Here is a 14,887-nt window from a genome sequence, read left to right on the forward strand (position 1 = left end):
GCGGTGGATTAATCGATATGGCCTGGATGACAGCCACGGCTATTTGTGGCTGCCTGGGAGTGGGGTAAATGCGAGAAAAGGGCAAACACCGTGCGATCACGGTGCTCCGGTCTGGGACAGGCTAGTTTTTGTGTGCGGTGTGCAGCAGGGCGATCATCCGGTCTTCTGAACTGAAGCGGGTTTCCAGGGCCTCGCCCAGTTGAGACAGATCCGGGTCCAGGCTGGACAGGTCGTCGGTCTCCAGATACTTGTCATTGAAGTCGACAGCGATATCCGTTGTGGCATCAATATCCCGGTAGAGTTCATGCGCTTTCTGCAGTCCCTGCTTGTCGTCAAACGCCTGCCCTTCGCGCATCAATTGTTCGTAGACTTCAAAGTGACCGGCTGAAACGTAATCCACCAACAGTTGGCACAGCTGGCGCACCTTGCCTTCGGTGTCCAGGTCACGCTCACTGAATTCCTTTTTTTCCAAAAGGTGGTAAAAGCTCACCAGCAGAGTTTGCCGCGATTGAAGCCATCGGTCGATAATTTCGCTGACACCGCCCCAGCGTTCGCGCGCCGATTTACAATTTTCCAGCATTTCCAGGATATCCTTTTGTCACTCTTGCCGCTGTAACCAGCTTTATTGCCGGTTCCGAAGGCCCCGCCAAGATAAGGGATTCCTCCGCCGGCAGCAAGGCGAAGAGCACAAACCACGCCAGAACACGGACACGCAGGCAGGTCATTGTCTGCGCGCAGCACTGGGCTAATTAAAACCGATAATCAGTGGCAGTATTATGGCAGTGATTGCGCGCCGCAGAGTCCCGTGGCGAGGGCGGCAAAGCCACCGCACCGCGCACTGATCTCCAGCGCGCGCAGTGTCGACAGCGTGAGCGTTGATGTCCAGAATATCCAGCACCGCCACCACGGCCAGGCTGGCGGTAACAATAGGGTGCAAAAGTACCGTAGTAATATGCCGGTACAGGGCCACTCCGAGTAAAAATGCCCCAGGCTCAGGGCAAATAGGGGGCCGTGTAACAGCTCAGCCACGCCTGTCCGCCCCGCCGGCAGATTTCCACAATACATTTTTGCAGCAACAGGGCCCCCAGGGTCAGGGTGAACCTGTCCGAGATCGTCAGGTTATGCAGAGAAAAACGCCCACTGCGGCAGGCAAAAATAACAGGGGTAACAGGTAGGGTAGCGGTGTGTTGACCCCGGCCAGTCCGCGCGGGACCCGGTCATAGAGCATTAAACCAAACAGCAGGCGCAGCAACCCCGCGACTGCGCCGGGTAAGGGCAGGGAAGACGTGTCGCTGAGGAGGCAGTCGGGGCGCTCACATCCAAACAGGATGACGGCGCTGCCCAGCCTTGGGTTTTGTTGCACGGAGCGAGTGGAGCCATCTCCCTGGCACGGCTCGCTTGCCATTGTTGTCAGGATTTACGAAATGCCTGCCAGGCGCCAAACAGGACCAGCCCGGTAAAGCCAAGGGCGGACCAGCCTGGAATACTCAGCCCCATCATGGTCCACAGCACCTCGGCGCAGTTACCGTCACCGGTGAGCAGTGCCCCGAGTACATCGGCCACAGGGAAGGCTTCGAGCATATAGCTGATACCGGGACCGCAAGCGGGCACCTGGTCTTCCGGCAGGGACTGCAGCCACAGCTGGCGGCCGGCGAAGTAGAGTCCGCCCAGCGCCCAGATGGAGACCAAAAGCCCGTAAACGCGCCTGCCGATGGTATCGGGATTGTGTAGAAAGGCGATCAGAGAGACCAGCCCAACACCGAGCAGCATCACCCTTTGGGTGATACACAGCTTGCACGGCTCCAGGCCGTGCGCGTATTCCAGGTAAAAGGCGAAGCCGAGCAGAAAAACAACGAATAGGAAAACCAGCAGAAAAGTAATGCGCGGGTTGGGTAATATCATGGCTTATCAAGTCCTGAATAGTGCTGCCGAAACCGGGCGGCTTCGAGATTCAAGTCGGTCAGTAATGCGTTGAAATTGTGTTCCAGTTGTTCCCGCCCGGCGTTCAGCTCGGGCAGCATCTCCTGCAGGGCGACCGGGTGGCGCAGGCGTTGCCCGACACGCTCCAGGGTAAGGCCGATCACCCGCTCCTCGCGGTAGCTCTGCAGGAGTTTAAATTGCTCCGCACGCGCCATAAATGCCCTTGCATGGGGGGGAATATACCGGCTGTCGCTGCGAAAGTCTCTCCAGCACCCGGCGCAGAAGTCCTCCAAATCAAGAGGGTGCCACTGGCGCCAGTTCTGTGCCAGCAGGTGGTCGAACCAGATATCCAGGGCAATGCCGGCGTAGCGGCGCCACCCGGGGTCCGACACCTTCAGCGCATCGCGATAGGCGGCGTGGGTTCCGGTCGCGGCATCGATACGGCGGTGCAGCCGTATTCCCGCTTCAATGGCTGCTGGCCGCTCGCCATTTAACGGGCCTTTGACAAAGTCGCCCAGCAGGCCGCCAAGGCGCCAGCGCGCCTCGGGTCCGGAGAGCAGCAGGTGTGCCAGATAGTTCATGGCGCTATCCGCAAGTGGCTCATTGGCGCCTCACCCGGTGCCAGTCGCCACTAGTCCTGGCAACAGAGGTATTGCGCGTAGTAGTGGCTGAGAAAGTCTTCAAAAGAACCTTTATCGTCTATTTCCACCTGCTTCTGCCTGAGCAAAGAGTCCTCTGCCAAGCGGGAGAACTCGCGTACTGCGTCGCTATTGAGTGGGCGGTCGAGGAAATAGCGGCGGTGCTGTTCGGCTTTTTCCATGGCCCACTGGAAGAAATTCAGCTGCTGCGTCTCCAATTCCGCCAGTATCTGTTGTGACGGCGTGGGCGTCTCGCCATGGACCTTGGCGCGCTGTATACCCACGGCGCTGCGGTGCTGATCGCCGTCCCAGGCGCTGTCGAGCAGCCCGGCAACGGTGTCTATTTCCCCGAGCAGTTGGAGAGCCCAATCGCCGAGGGCGCGTGTATTTCCATTGTGGTTTAACGGCAATTGCGTCTCGTTGCCGCGATAGACGATGCGCTGTTGGTTTTCCTGGGTGGCTCGGTAGTCGGCATCGCTGGCTTTGGGGCTGTGTGTCAGCAGGCAGTGCAACAGGAAACTGTCGAGAAAGCGCATTTGCTGAGCATCGATGCCGAGAGGGGCAAAGGGATTCAGGTCAAGGCAGCGCACCTCGACATATTCGACGCCGCGATTGTTCAGTGCAGACAGCGCCGTCTCGCCGCGTTGGGTCGGGTTTTTGGGACGGATGGGCGAGTAGAATTCATTTTCGATCTGCAGTATGCCGGCGGATAGCTGTTGGTAGTGGCCTTCTGCATCCTTTATACCCAGTGCCCGGTAGGGATCGTAGGGGCAGCTGATGGCCGAGCACAGGGTGGATAGATAGCTTGGCAGGTCGTTGTAGCAAACAATCAGGGATTGTTGTACATCACTGTTGTAACCCAGGTCCCCCATGCGCAGCGAGGTGGCGTGAGGGGCATACAGGGTGTGGTTGTCGCCGTTGAACGGCGCCAGTTTGTGCTGGCGTCCCTCCACAAACGAAGAGCATACCGCTGGAGCTGCGCCGAACAGATAGATCAGCAGCCAGTAGTTGCGGCGGAAATTGCGAATCAGGTCGAAGTAGCGGCGGGTTTTGAAGCTGCGCAGGGATTCGCTGCTGTTTTCAAACTCGTGCAGCCACAGCCAGAATCCGTCGGGCAGGGAGAAATTGTAGTGAATGCCGGCGATGGTCTGCATGGCACGACCATAGCGCAGCCCCAGGCCCAGGCGGTAGATGGTTTTCATGGTGCCGCTGTGAGAGTCGCCGTAGCGCGCCACCGGAATATCCTTATCCGCGCCGATGGCACAGGGCATGCTGTTGACCCACAGACGCTCATCGCCGATCTGACTATAGGTATATCGGTGAATGCGATCAAGAATGCGCAGGGCCTCTTCCGGGGTGGCTACCGGCGGCGTGATGAACTCCAGCAGTGCTTCGGAAAAATCGGTGGTGATGCTCTCGTGGGTGAGCGCCGAGCCCAGTGTCTGCGCGTGCGGTGTCTGTGCCAGGGTACCGTCGCGGGCAACCCGCAGGCTTTCTTTTTCCAGGCCGCGGCGTATGCCCTTGAGCAGTTGCACAGGCTGGGCCTGTGCCAGGGCGGCTAGGTGGGGAATAGGCACTCGAATCTCCTTGGTACTTCCGGGACGCGCTCTTTCTTTGCTGTGTCGGGTGGCTTTTGCCGGAGCTGAAAGCGCAGCTGTTCAGGCGGTCGATTCCGACTTGGATACATGTTCGTCGGGTTGTGCGGGCGTTTCCACCGGGGTTGGCTCTGGTACGACTTCGGGTGTCTGCTCCGGAGCGACCTCGGGCGCTGGTTGTGGGTTCAGTTCCGGATTCTGCTGCGGGGGCACTTCCTCCGGCGCCGCCGGTGGAATTTCCGGCTCGTCCTGGGGGTCGGCGCCTGAGGCATCTGCCAGCGCCTCTGTCGGAATCAGGGGCTGGCCCTTATTGTTCAGGTCGCACTGCAATAACTCAATGCGCAGGCTGACATCACGGGTATTGGCCTCGAACATCTGGTTGATGGTGACATCCTTGTGCTCACTGCGGAACAGTTTATTTGGCTCACGGCCGTCCAGCCATTCGCCACTTTTACTCAGGAACTGCTGGTGCTGATTGGTCAGCACATACACGTGAATCATTATGTTGGGCAACTTTGATGCTGTGACAGAGAGGCAGTTTATCGACGGGCGCGGTGTGGCTCAAGAAGTCCGTTGGCGCGGGTGCGGCAAATGCCTGTTCCAACGGGTTGAGAGGAGGATTTCTGTGCGCCGCAAACCCGGATTGAAAAAGGCCATGAAAGGCCTTTTTCAACAGCCTGCTAGAGGGTTTCCAGAGGGTAGTGTTGCGGATAGGGCAGGCATGCGCAACCGCTATCCACGGCGGCGCGGGCCACGGCGGCGGCCACTTCCGGCAGCAGGCGTGGGTCTGTGGGCTTGGGCAGGATATAGCCGGGGCCGAAGGTAAGCTCCACACCGCCGAAGCCCTCGCGTACGGAGTCCGGTACCGGCAGGTGGGCAATTTTGCGAATGGCCTCGATCGCCGCCAGCTTCATCTGTTCATTGATGCGCGCTGCGCGTACGTCCAGTGCCCCGCGAAAAATAAAGGGGAAGCAGAGCACGTTGTTGACCTGGTTGGGGTAGTCGGAGCGCCCGGTGGCCATGATCAGGTCGCTGCGCACACTGTGGGCCAGTTCCGGTTTGATTTCGGGGTTCGGGTTGGAGCAGGCGAAAACCACCGGCTTGGGCGCCATGCGCTGCAACTGCTCGGCGGAGAGCAGGTCTGAGCCGGATACCCCGAGGAATACGTCGGCGCCGGTGATGGCATCGTCGAGAGTGCGCATTTGTGTATCCCGTGCCCACTCGCCCTTATAGGCATTAATGTCGGTGCGCCCGGAGTGGATCACCCCGCGGCTGTCGAGCATGGTGATCTGCTCTTTGCGCGCTCCGGCGGCCAGCAGCAGTTTGCAGCAGGCGGTTGCAGCGGCGCCGGCACCGAGGCAGACCATGCGTACCGCATTGATTTTTTTGTCCTGGATCTCCAGCGCATTGAGCATCGCCGCCACCGTCACTATGGCAGTGCCGTGCTGATCATCATGGAAAACCGGCACCGGACAGCGTTCGATCAACGCCTCCTCAATATGAAAGCATTCCGGAGCCTTGATATCCTCCAGGTTGATACCGCCGAAGGTATTGGCAATGGCGGCAACGGTCTGAATAAACTGTTCCGGGCTGTTGGCGTCCACCTCGATGTCCACCGAGTTGATACCGGCAAAGCGCTTAAACAACAGTGATTTGCCCTCCATTACCGGCTTGGAGGCGAGCGGCCCCAGGTTGCCGAGACCGAGAATGGCACTGCCGTTGGTAATCACAGCCACCAGATTGCTTTTGCCGGTGTAGAGGTAGGCTGCCTCGGGGTTTTTGGCAATTTCGCGCACCGGTTCGGCCACGCCGGGACTGTAGGCCAAAGACAGGTCTTCCTGGGTTTCGGCGGCGGTGGTCAGTTCAACTGATAGTTTGCCGGGACTGGGCAGTGCGTGGTAGTCCAGTGCTGCCTGGCGCAATGAATCCGTCATTTGAGGGCTGTTCTCTCGAAAACTGTCGGGGCAACACCGCTGTGTTATCCCGGTTACTGCGGGGAATCAGAGAATAACCGGGGGCGCTTGTGGCGACAAGCGCCGGGGGCACGTTAGACCGCTAATCCCTACTATTTGGCCTGTACTAGTCGGCCAAAGCTGGAATGCTCAGCCGTCAAATACGCCATTTTTAAGGATAGGCATATCATCAATGCCCACAACCTTAAGGGGTCCGAATCATTTTCCCCGTTGTGCAGTTGCACAGACGAAAAACACCCGGACACAAAAAAAGCACCCGGGAGGACCCTGGGTGCTTTTTTTCACAGCATTCGCCGATTTAGTCAGTGAGCGCCTTGATCCGCTGTATGTATTATTTGCTGATGCGGCTGCCAAAACGCTGCTTGAAGCGGTCCACGCGGCCACCGGTGGTCGCCTGTTTCTGCTTGCCGGTGTAGAAGGGGTGGCACTGGGAACACACATCGATCTGCAGGTCCTTGCCCAGGGTAGAGCGGGTTTTGATCACATTGCCGCAGGAGCAGGTGGCAGAGATGTCGGTGTATTTCGGGTGGATATTTGCTTTCATGATTGCCTCATTTCGATACCGCCACCCGATCATTGCCGGGCACGGCATCGGCGTTGGAACAGGAACCTGTGCGGTTCCAGACCGTTTAAAAAGTCGGCGCATACTACCAGATTAGCGCCGGTATACAAGTCCAAGGGCCCTCTCCCGGCGCAGGGCCTAGTCCAATGTCGAAATCAATTGTTGCAGGGCCCCCAGGTGTTGTTCCAGTGCCTGTCTACCTTCCGTGGTGAGGCGGTACCAGGTGACGGGTTTGCGTTCCATAAGGGCCTTGCGCGGATCGATAAAGCCCTGTTCCTCCAGCCGCCGCAGCTGGGCGCCGAGGTTGCCATCTGTGACCGCCAATTGCTGCTTAAAGCGGGAAAAGCTGATTTCTCCGTACTTGGCCAACAGCACGCAGATGGCGAGGCGTATCCGATGCTCCAGAACAGGGTTTAAGGCCCCCAGGGCTTTCACTGTGGGTCCCCGCGGTTGTGTTTTGCGCGCTGTGCGAAGCCGGCCCACAGAAGCGAGATGCCCACAACCAACCCTGTCAGCGTCCAGGCATAAGGGGGGGATATAAGTACCATACCCCCGTAGCAGGCCAGCATCAGAAGACCGCTGTAGAGTAATGGGCGTTCCAGATGCACACCAGCCAGGCTGTAGGACAGTCCGGCAACCAGCAGGAACAGTTCAGGCCCTGCCTCACCCTGCCCACTAATCAGGGAGATAAAGACCAACAGGAAGGCTGCGCCGCTCACCAGCCAGTGCAAGCCATATCTGCGTCCGAAGGCAGTGTTGTTAATGCCCTGACGACGCTCCGTTCGCTCGCCTAGCCACCAGCTGACAAGCCCCCCTCCAATCGAGGCCGGCAGCCAGTAGATTGCAGCAAAGCGCGGTGCTAAGTCTGGTAAGGCAAAGCCGATAAAAATCAACAGGCTCCAGAGAAAGTACAGCGCGGGTATGCCGTCCTGCGATGTGCCGCTGCGTACGGCGCTGCTGACGTAATCCAGGTTGTCCCTGATATTGTCCAGATCGGTCATGAAGATCACTCCGGTTATTTTAAGCAACTCTAAAATTTAGAGTGTTTGTCAGAATACTCTAATAATTAGAGTTTGCAAGTAAAAATAACTGTCCTGTACCTCACCGTACCAGCCGGTACACTAAGGGCTTTTGCAATAGCCACCGGGGGCAGGGTGCAAGAGGCGGTTCAGCAAAGGGTGATTTTACAATTGGCGGTACCCGTGCCGCTGCGGCGCCTGTTCGATTATCTGCCCCCCGAGGGGCTCTCACCACAGGCGCTGGCCCCGGGCCAGCGCCTGTGGGTGCCCTTTGCCGGGCGCAAACTGGTGGCGGTGCTGGTGGCTATTGTGGGGGAGTCGCCACTGGCGGAACTGAAGCCCGCGCTGGAGCAGATCGACAGTACGGTATTGTTTGACGCGCACAGCCGCAGATTCCTCGCCTGGATCGCCGATTACTACCAGGCACCCGTGGGAGAGGTGTATGCGGCCGCCATGCCCGCTGCCCTGCGCAAGGGCAAGCCCGCCCACCATTGGGCCGAGCAATGGCTGCAACTCACCACAGAGGGTAAGGGCCTGCCACAGACGGCGCTGGCGCGGGCCCCTAAGCAGCAGGCCCTGCTGCAGAAGCTGTTGCGCGATGGCAGGCTGAGTCGTGCGCACTTGAAAGCACAGGGCCATTCCATGGCAGCGGGGCGCGGGTTGCAGGAGCGCGGGCTGGTGGAATGGGTTGCCGGTCCCACAGTGCCGCCGCCATTGCCCGGGGCGGATGCCTCTTTGGCCCCGGCGTTGAACAGCGAGCAGCAGCAGGTGCTGGATGTGATGGATTGCAGCCGTTTCTCCGCCAGTTTGCTGGAGGGGGTGACCGGCAGCGGCAAGACGGAAATTTATCTGCGCCTGATAGAGCGGGTATTGGCTGCGGGGCGCCAGGCATTGCTGTTGGTGCCGGAAATAGGACTCACCCCACAGACCCTGAGGCGTATCGCGGCCCGGTTTCCCGATCACAGTATTGCCGCCCTGCACTCCGGCCTGGCCGAGGGCGAGCGCGCCCAATCCTGGCTCGCCGCTGCCGCAGGCCAGGCGGATATCGTTATCGGCACCCGCTCAGCCATTATGACCCCGCTGCCGAGGCTCGGGGTGGTGATCGTCGACGAGGAACACGACGCTTCCTTTAAGCAGCAGGATGGCGTGCGCTATTCGGCCCGCGATCTGGCAGTGGTGTTGGGGCGCAATACCAATGTGCCGGTATTGCTGGGCTCTGCCACACCCGCGCTGGAAACCCTGCACAATGCCCTGACCGGCCGCTACCGGCATCTGCATCTATACCAGCGTGCCGGCAACGCGCACCCACCGCAAATCCATGTGGTGCCGACTCTGCGCGAGCCTCTGGAGGCGGGCTTTTCCCCCCAGGTACTGCGCCATATCGGCGATGTCCTGGCGCGGGGTGAACAGGCCCTGGTGTTTATCAACCGGCGCGGCTTCGCGCCGGCACTGACCTGTGACGACTGCGGCTGGATCGCCGACTGTGCGCACTGCTCCAGCAAGCTGACCCTGCATCGGCGTCAAGGCCAGCTGCGCTGTCATCACTGTGACCATCGCCGCCCGCTGGTGAACAGTTGCCCCCAGTGCCACAGCCATTCGATCGCCGCCCTCGGAGGTGGCACCGAGCGCAGCGAGGAACTGTTGCTGCAGCGCTTTGCCAGCTACCCGGTGATCCGAATCGACCGGGACACCACCGGCAGCAAACAGGCGCTGGACAAACTGCTGGCGCCGGCCCGCGATGGACAGCCCTGCCTGCTGCTGGGGACACAGATGCTGGCGAAGGGGCACCATCTGCCGAGGGTGACCCTGGTGGTGATTCAGGATGCCGACGGCGGCCTGTTCAGTGCTGATTTCCGCGCACCGGAGCGCACCGGGCAATTGCTGGCGCAGGTGGCGGGCCGCGCTGGGCGCGGCAGTCTGCACGGGCGCGTGCTGGTGCAGAGCCGTTACCCCGAGCACCCGCTGCTGCAGCGGTTGCTAGATAAAGGCTATGGCGATTTTGCGCGCCAGTTGCTGGAGGATCGCATCGCGGCACAGTTGCCCCCGGTAAGGGCCATGGCGCTGGTGCGCGCGGAGTGCGAGGAACCCGCCTGGGCAGAAGCGTTTCTGCAAAGCGCGCGCCGGTATATGCAATCCCTGGCGCCGCCCTCTCCGCAACTGCTCTATCTGGGGCCGGTGCCGGCTCTGCTGGAGCGCAAGTCCGGGCGCTTCCGCTTTTATGTACAGGTGGTTGCACAGCAGCGCGCGCAATTACAACCTCTCCTGGCACGGGTAAGCACCTGGGCCGAAGGGAACAAAAATCGTCGCCTGCGCTGGGCGGTGGATATGGATGCGCAGGATTTGTCCTGAATGTTGCCGGAGTACAGAGCTCCCGCCGGAATTGACGGTACAATGCGCTGATCGGGCAGACCAGCTGGGGAAGAGACCTTCAATGAGCCGTCGCAAAACCAACCGCCGCAGTCAACATTCCACGGGCAAACCCGCCTGGGGGTGGTTTGCCCTGGGCAATATTGTGGGCGGCTTCGCGGTATTTTTGCTCCTCCAATACGGTATTGCCGGGGCGGGTAAAGGCGTTGGCGGCGGCAAGCCACAGATGGCCAAGCCGGCGGCGGAGGCGCCCTCCCAGCCGCGCTTTGATTTCTACACCCTGTTAAAGGAAAACGAGGTGTCGGTGCCGCCGCCGAAGGTGGCCAGGTCCGCGCGTCACCAGGGGGAGCAAGGTTCGGCACAGCGTGAGGCCGGTGCGTCTCCCCAACAGGTTTATATTCTGCAGGCAGCCTCCTTTCGCGAGGCGGCGGAGGCCGAGCGCCTGCGCGCGCGGCTGACCTTGGCCAACCTGGATGTCAAGGTGGAGTCCGCCAGCGACAGCCGCGGCACCTGGCACCGGGTGCTGGTCGGGCCTTTCAGCAATCGCTCGCGCATGGCCAAGGCGCGCCAGGTGCTGGCAGAGCACAGCCTGATGCCGCTGGTATTGAAGCGCCCCGCCAAATGAAACCGCTTTGGATGGCGGGCTCCCGGTATCGCAATTGCACTTGTGGTTGTTGAAATCAACCCGTTGCGTCCTCATTTACCTAGCTTTAAGGCAATTTCCGGCACCGGTGGCACCTAGCGCCCGCCGCTGAAGGCCACGCGTAACCCGAGAGGTCTCCATTGGAACAGTATCGCGGAACCACTATTTTATCCTGTCGCCGCAACAACAAAGTGGTGATCGGCGGCGACGGCCAGGTATCCCTGGGAAACACCATCATGAAGGGCAATGCCCGCAAGGTGCGCCGCCTGTACAAAGACAAGGTTATCGCCGGCTTTGCCGGCGGTACGGCAGATGCCTTCACCTTGTTTGAGCGCTTCGAGGCCAAGCTGGAGGCCCACGGTGGCCAGTTGACCCGCGCCGCCGTGGAGCTGGCCAAAGACTGGCGCACCGACCGCGCCCTGCGCCGTCTCGAGGCCCTGCTGGCCGTGGCCGATGCCAGTGCCAGCCTGATTGTGACTGGCAACGGCGATGTCATTCAACCGGAAGACGACCTGATCGCCATCGGTTCCGGTGGCCCCTTTGCCCAGTCTGCTGCACGGGCGCTGCTCGACAATACCGAAATGGGCGCGCGTGTGATCGTTGAACAGGGCCTGAAAATTGCTGGTGATATCTGCGTTTACACCAATCAGAGCCACACCATCGAAGAATTGACCTTTTAAATGCCGCGCGCCTGTTGCCGCGCCCGGCCCGCCCGAATGTTTTGCAGGAATCCGTATGTCCCAGATGACCCCCAGTGAAATCGTCCATGAACTCGATCGCCATATCGTCGGTCAGCAGGATGCCAAGCGCGCTGTCGCCATTGCGCTGCGCAACCGCTGGCGCCGCATGCAGGTGAACGAGGAACTGCGTGTCGAAATCACTCCCAAAAATATCCTGATGATCGGCCCTACCGGGGTGGGAAAAACTGAGATCGCCCGCCGTCTGGCAAAGCTGGCCAATGCCCCCTTTATCAAGGTGGAGGCAACCAAATTCACCGAAGTGGGGTATGTGGGCCGCGATGTGGAATCCATCGTACGCGACCTGGTGGAGATGGCGGTGAAACAGGAACGCGAACTGGCCATGGTCGGGGTCCAACAGCGCGCGATGGATGCGGCGGAGGAGCGCATCCTCGACGCCCTGCTGCCGCCGGCGCGCAGCACAGAGCCCGGCGAAAAGGACAGCAGCACACGCCAGCTGTTTCGCAAGAAGTTGCGCGAGGGTGAGTTGGATGACAAGGAAGTTGAGATCGATATGGCCGCAGCGCCCATAGGGGTGGAGATCATGGCCCCTCCGGGTATGGAGGAGATGACCAGCCAGCTGCAGGGGATGTTCTCGAATATGTCCCAGGGCAAGACACGCAAGCGCAAGCTGCCGGTCAGGCAGGCGCTCAAGCAGCTGACCGACGAGGAGGCCGCAAAACTGGTCAATGATGAGGATGTGAAAGGCCGTGCGATCCGCGCCGCGGAACAAAACGGGATTGTCTTTATCGACGAGATCGACAAGGTGGCCAAGCGCCAGGAGAGTGGTGGTGCCGATGTGTCCCGCGAGGGTGTGCAGCGCGACCTGCTACCGCTGATTGAGGGCAGCACCGTCAACACCAAGTACGGCATGATCAAGACAGACCATATCCTGTTTATCGCCTCCGGTGCCTTCCATCTGTCCAAACCCTCGGACCTGATTCCCGAGTTGCAGGGACGCCTGCCAATTCGCGTTGAGTTGGGTTCGCTTTCCTCTGCGGATTTCGAGCGGATCCTCACCGAGCCGTCCGCCTCGCTCACCGAGCAGCAGAGGGCCCTGCTCGCCACCGAAGGGCTGGCGCTGCAGTTTAGCGAGGATGGTATCCGCCGTATCGCCGAGGTGGCCTACGAGGTCAACGAGCGCACGGAAAATATCGGTGCGCGCCGCCTGCACACGGTGCTGGAGCGCCTGCTGGAGGAGATCTCCTTCAATGCCGGTGATGATGGCAGCCAGAGCCTGACCGTGGATGCCGCCTATGTGGACAGCCACCTGGGCGAACTCAGCCAGAACGAGGATCTCTCGCGTTTTATCCTGTAAATGAAGCCGCAAAAAGTCCGTTTAAATCGTGCCGACAAAAGCCTGCAGCTGGTATTCGGCGATGCCGAGTTCACCCTGCCGGCGGAATACCTGCGCGTCTTTTCCCCCAGTGCGGAAGTGCGGGGCCACGGTGCCGGTGAGCCGGCGCTGGTCAGTGGAAAACTCCATGTAGGCATCGAGCAGATTGCGGCCGCCGGGCGCTATGCGCTGAAAATCGCGTTTGATGACGGCCATGACAGCGGCATCTATACCTGGGAATACCTGCGTGAATTGGCGCAAAATTTTACCAATAACTGGGACCGCTATCTGAAACGCCTGCGCGCGGAGGGCAAGCGTCGCGACCCGGAGGAAGGAGTGGTGAAGTTTATCGGCTAAACGCCACTGTGGCCTGGGCAGGGTGCAAAGCGTATTTTTACCCCTTTTTTTCTTATGGCGGTAACTATTTTGTCTACCCCAACCGCCACGGGCAAGGCGCTTGAGAAATTGGCCGGCAGGTAATTCTATTGTCATATTTCCGGTCTCTAATGCTCGCCAAATTCACGAGCTTCGGAGAGACCCACCGTGGCAAAGACCCTGGCCTGCGCACCCAGCACATCTTGTATGGTTCCCCTTATTATGCTCTTCGCCTGCGCTGTTTCAGCGGCGGATTTACCGGACTACCAGACAGGTAGTGTCTGGTTCACCAATGGTGTCGATCGTCTGGCAGCGCGTGCAAGCCGCTCCCGTGAGGGAAAAATAGCGAAAAATGTCATCCTGTTTGTTGGCGATGGTATGGGGATATCCACCCTGACTGCGGCACGCATCCGTGAGGGGCAGTTGCGCGGTGAGCCGGGTGAAGAGAACTATTTATCGTTTGAGCAGTTTCCGTACAGTGCCCTGATCAAGACCTACAACACTAACCAGCAGACGCCCGATTCCGCTGGTACCATGACCGCGATGATGACCGGCGTGAAAACCCGTGCCGGCGTTATCAATATTGATGGCACTGCGCTGCGTGCCGATTGCCCAAGCAGCGAGGGCAGGGCGTTGAACACCTTTCTCGAATTGATGGAGAGCCGTGGAAAATCCACCGGTATCGTTTCTACTGCCCGTCTTACCCATGCGACCCCCGCCGCCACCTATGCGCGCAGCCCGGAGCGCAACTGGGAGTACAGCGCTGAGGGGAACTGTGTGGATATCGCCACGCAAATGGTTGAGCTGGCATACGGAGACGGCATAGACGTCATGCTCGGAGGCGGTCGCCGCAGCTTCACCACCACCGCTGTTGGCGGTCGGCGTGAAGATGGCCGCGACCTCACCCGTCTGTGGCTGGAGCGCTATGGAGATGATCAGCGCGCCGAATATGTGCAGACCGGAGCAGCGCTGGCCGGCGTGGATACCGCTTCCACAGAGAAGCTGTTAGGTCTCTTTAGCCCCAGTCATATGCGGTACGATGCCGACCGTATCGCCAGGGGCAGCGACGAGCCTGGTATTGCCGAAATGACCGCTGTTGCGATTGAGTTGCTGCAAAAAAATAATGAGGGCTACTTCCTGATGGTGGAATCCGGCCGTATAGATCACGCCCACCATGCCGGTAACGCCTATAACGCGCTGCATGACGCGATTGCTTTTTCCGATGCGGTAACCACGGCCCTGGACAAAGTGGATCTGGAGGAAACCCTGATTCTGGTGACGGCGGATCACAGCCACGTCATGACTATCGCCGGCTACCCCACCAGAGGCAACCCGATTCTTGGAAAAAGCATCGGCAATGATGGCAGCGGTGCGGCGGAGCCCGAAGAGGACACAGCAGCAGATGGCAGGCCCTTTACCACCTTGAGCTATGCCAATGGTCTCGGCTATGCAGACCTGGGTGACAACACCGATGCAGATGACCGCTATGATCTAGCCGCCGATAATGGGCGCAAGGACCTTGCCGGAGTGGACACCCAAGCGCCTGGTTTCCATCAGGAGGCGCTGGTACCGCTCGCTGCGGAGAGTCATGCCGGTGAGGATATCAGTCTGCACGCGATCGGCGCCGGTGCCGAATTGGTGCAGGGAAGTCTCGATCAGAGTGTGGTTTTTCACCTGATGGTTGGCGCGACAGCCCTGCTGGTAACAGAAGAATAGATTGGG

At 59.9% G+C, this 14,887-nt stretch carries 17 protein-coding genes; 7 read left to right on the top strand and 10 right to left on the bottom strand.

Features of this window, described 5'->3' with window-relative positions; all coding sequences use genetic code 11:
* Positions 1–121 precede the first annotated feature (121 nt).
* Positions 122–580, bottom strand: coding sequence for a sigma D regulator (rsd, locus tag ACL7TT_RS13455; protein WP_299939741.1), 459 nt, complete (start codon positions 578–580; stop codon positions 122–124).
* A 225-nt stretch (positions 581–805) separates the two neighbouring features.
* Here rsd and ACL7TT_RS13460 point away from each other — a divergent pair, with 225 nt between their 5' ends.
* Positions 806–979 (top strand): hypothetical protein, encoded by a 174-nt coding sequence (locus tag ACL7TT_RS13460; protein WP_413396076.1) that lies wholly within the window; start codon positions 806–808, stop codon positions 977–979.
* Positions 980–1,114: 135 nt separating this feature from the next.
* Here the strand turns inward: ACL7TT_RS13460 and ACL7TT_RS13465 are convergent, their stop codons facing one another.
* The 9 genes from ACL7TT_RS13465 to ACL7TT_RS13505 all read right to left on the bottom strand — a co-directional run bounded on the left by ACL7TT_RS13465 (position 1,115) and on the right by ACL7TT_RS13505 (position 7,689).
* Positions 1,115–1,405 (bottom strand): CidA/LrgA family protein, encoded by a 291-nt coding sequence (locus tag ACL7TT_RS13465; protein ID WP_413396078.1) that lies wholly within the window; start codon positions 1,403–1,405, stop codon positions 1,115–1,117.
* A gap of 5 nt (positions 1,406–1,410) precedes the next feature.
* A complete protein-coding gene (locus ACL7TT_RS13470; protein WP_413396079.1) occupies positions 1,411–1,902 on the bottom strand; it encodes a disulfide bond formation protein B in 492 nt (163 codons plus the stop codon).
* A complete protein-coding gene (locus ACL7TT_RS13475) occupies positions 1,899–2,501 on the bottom strand; it encodes an acyl carrier protein phosphodiesterase (protein ID WP_413396081.1) in 603 nt (200 codons plus the stop codon). Before ACL7TT_RS13475 ends, ACL7TT_RS13470 begins: the two co-directional genes overlap by 4 nt.
* Positions 2,502–2,551: 50 nt before the next feature.
* On the bottom strand, positions 2,552–4,135 hold the full coding sequence (gshA, locus tag ACL7TT_RS13480) for a glutamate--cysteine ligase (RefSeq protein WP_413396083.1): 1,584 nt from the start codon (positions 4,133–4,135) through the stop codon (positions 2,552–2,554).
* 81 nt (positions 4,136–4,216) lie between these two features.
* On the bottom strand, positions 4,217–4,666 hold the full coding sequence (locus ACL7TT_RS13485; protein ID WP_413396085.1) for a hypothetical protein: 450 nt from the start codon (positions 4,664–4,666) through the stop codon (positions 4,217–4,219).
* A 167-nt stretch (positions 4,667–4,833) separates the two neighbouring features.
* Positions 4,834–6,087: a malic enzyme-like NAD(P)-binding protein gene (locus ACL7TT_RS13490; protein ID WP_299939727.1), complete on the bottom strand. Its 1,254-nt coding sequence runs from the start codon at positions 6,085–6,087 to the stop codon at positions 4,834–4,836.
* 370 nt (positions 6,088–6,457) lie between these two features.
* Entirely contained in the window at positions 6,458–6,670 is a 213-nt protein-coding gene (gene rpmE / locus ACL7TT_RS13495) for a 50S ribosomal protein L31 (protein WP_299939725.1), read from the bottom strand.
* A 156-nt stretch (positions 6,671–6,826) separates the two neighbouring features.
* Positions 6,827–7,123: a transcriptional regulator gene (locus tag ACL7TT_RS13500; protein WP_299939722.1), complete on the bottom strand. Its 297-nt coding sequence runs from the start codon at positions 7,121–7,123 to the stop codon at positions 6,827–6,829.
* Positions 7,120–7,689: a hypothetical protein gene (locus tag ACL7TT_RS13505; protein WP_413396088.1), complete on the bottom strand. Its 570-nt coding sequence runs from the start codon at positions 7,687–7,689 to the stop codon at positions 7,120–7,122. The genes ACL7TT_RS13500 and ACL7TT_RS13505 overlap by 4 nt, the downstream gene beginning before the upstream one ends.
* A 153-nt stretch (positions 7,690–7,842) precedes the next feature.
* Here ACL7TT_RS13505 and ACL7TT_RS13510 point away from each other — a divergent pair, with 153 nt between their 5' ends.
* From ACL7TT_RS13510 to ACL7TT_RS13535, 6 genes are all read left to right on the top strand, one after another.
* On the top strand, positions 7,843–10,056 hold the full coding sequence (locus ACL7TT_RS13510) for a primosomal protein N' (protein WP_413396090.1): 2,214 nt from the start codon (positions 7,843–7,845) through the stop codon (positions 10,054–10,056).
* A gap of 82 nt (positions 10,057–10,138) precedes the next feature.
* Positions 10,139–10,699 carry an SPOR domain-containing protein gene (locus ACL7TT_RS13515; protein ID WP_413396092.1) on the top strand — a complete coding sequence of 187 codons (561 nt, stop codon included), beginning with the start codon at positions 10,139–10,141 and terminating at the stop codon, positions 10,697–10,699.
* A 158-nt stretch (positions 10,700–10,857) separates the two neighbouring features.
* A complete protein-coding gene (gene hslV / locus ACL7TT_RS13520) occupies positions 10,858–11,397 on the top strand; it encodes an ATP-dependent protease subunit HslV (protein ID WP_413396094.1) in 540 nt (179 codons plus the stop codon).
* 55 nt (positions 11,398–11,452) lie between these two features.
* Positions 11,453–12,772, top strand: coding sequence for an ATP-dependent protease ATPase subunit HslU (gene hslU / locus ACL7TT_RS13525; RefSeq protein ID WP_413396096.1), 1,320 nt, complete (start codon positions 11,453–11,455; stop codon positions 12,770–12,772).
* Positions 12,773–13,147, top strand: a complete 375-nt coding sequence (locus tag ACL7TT_RS13530) for a gamma-butyrobetaine hydroxylase family protein (protein ID WP_413396098.1) — start codon at positions 12,773–12,775, stop codon at positions 13,145–13,147.
* Between the two features lie 225 nt (positions 13,148–13,372).
* Positions 13,373–14,881: an alkaline phosphatase gene (locus tag ACL7TT_RS13535; protein WP_413396100.1), complete on the top strand. Its 1,509-nt coding sequence runs from the start codon at positions 13,373–13,375 to the stop codon at positions 14,879–14,881.
* Positions 14,882–14,887 lie beyond the last annotated feature (6 nt).

Origin of the sequence: Microbulbifer jejuensis, assembly GCF_047289955.1 — a bacterium.
In the GTDB taxonomy this organism is placed as follows: Bacteria; Pseudomonadota; Gammaproteobacteria; order Pseudomonadales; family Cellvibrionaceae; genus Microbulbifer.